Genomic DNA, 1,494 nt, shown 5'->3' on the forward strand with positions numbered 1-1,494 from the left:
TTGAACTACCCCCACTTACTGACCTTACGGTCTAGTTGAAGTGGGAGATTCTTGGGAACAGAGCGTACTTGTTGACATATTTCTTTGCCAACAGAGGTTTCTCTTATTGACCAAGCTATCCCCGTAGATTCCTACGGTTCTATATTTTGTTTAAGCCAAAACTAAGGTTCTTAAGCCTTCGGCTAGGATATTTTTACTGGCATTTATATCTCTATCGTGATGCTCATGGCAAACAGGACAAGTCCAATCTCTTATTTCAAGAGATTTCTTGCCATCTTGATGTCCACAATCGGAACATATCTGACTAGACGGAAACCATCTGCTTATTTTCACGATTGTTTTACCGTACCATTTCGCTTTGTATTCTAATTTCGATACAAAAGCAGACCATGATACATCAGAGATTGATTTTGCAAGCTTATGATTGCGTAACATTCCTTTGGTATTCAAGTCTTCGATACAGACAATATCGTGGTTTTTGATTATTTCTGTACTTAACTTATTAAGGAAATCGTCACGTTGGTTCATGACTCTTTCGTGTAATCTAGCAACTTTACGTTTTTGCTTCTGATAGTTTTTTGCATCAAGAAGGTTAATACCATTGTTTTTAGCATTTAACGCACGTCTTGAAAGTTTTCGCTGTTCACGTTTTAGTTTCTTTTCCATTTTTGATGTGATCTTATTATTGTCAATCTTGCGACCATCAGAAAGAATAGCAAAGTCAGTGATGCCTAAGTCTATACCGATGGATGATTCAGTTTTCTCCAATGGGTGTACTTCTGTTTCGGTTAGAATGGATACAAAGTATTTGCCACTCGGATTTCGTCTGACGGTTGCGCTCAGAATGCGCCCATTCACCTCACGGCTTTTTGCAAAGCGAACAAGACCAAGTTTAGGCAATTTGATTTTGCTGTCTACAATGGCAATGTTATTATTTGTTTCTTTAGTCGTGTAGGATTGTACCTTATTCTTTTTAGACTTAAACCTGGGCGCTTTGTTTTGCTTTTTAAAGAAACGGTTATATGAATCTGCTAAGTTTTTAAGCGATGATTGCAGCGCAACACTATCCACCTCTTTTAGCCATACTAAATCCTTTTTCCATTTTGTTAATTCAGCAGAACAAGAATTATAGGTTAATCCTTTGCCTGTTTCTTTGTATGTATCGTTCCATTGCCCTAAAAACCGATTGAATACGAAACGACTGCATCCGATGGTTTTAGCAATTAGGATTTCTTGTTCTTTGGTTGGATAGATACGGAATTTGTATGCCTTGTTGACTAACATTGTTTTCACCTCACTTCATTCCTTGAATTTCAATGTATTTTTTAACTACATTGATGGGAGAACCGCCAGTAGTTAGTAAGCAAAAACTTATTGACCAAAACATTTCTTTCCACAGTTTTTTTCTAACCTTGGGAAAATCTTTTTTGATTAATCGCGAACTAGCACTTTTGTAAGCATTGATGAACTTTGATAATTCAGTATTAGGATGTG

General features: G+C 36.7%; 2 protein-coding genes. Both read right to left on the reverse strand.

What is annotated here, in order from left to right:
* Positions 1-150: 150 nt before the first annotated feature.
* On the reverse strand, positions 151-1,284 hold the full coding sequence (gene tnpB, locus UB32_RS16755) for an IS200/IS605 family element RNA-guided endonuclease TnpB (RefSeq protein WP_044395860.1): 1,134 nt from the start codon (positions 1,282-1,284) through the stop codon (positions 151-153).
* Between the two features lie 10 nt (positions 1,285-1,294).
* Positions 1,295-1,494 (reverse strand): IS200/IS605 family transposase (tnpA, locus tag UB32_RS19655; RefSeq protein ID WP_128721578.1); only part of this gene is annotated, 200 nt, incomplete at its 5' end.

The sequence above is a fragment of the Mesobacillus subterraneus genome, assembly GCF_000934845.1.
Taxonomy (GTDB): domain Bacteria; phylum Bacillota; class Bacilli; order Bacillales; family Cytobacillaceae; genus Mesobacillus; species Mesobacillus stamsii.

Excerpts from the sequence above, each read along its gene's own strand:
- tnpB (WP_044395860.1), bottom strand. The coding sequence starts at position 1,284 with ATGTTAGTCAACAAGGCATACAAATTCCGTATCTATCCAACCAAAGAA.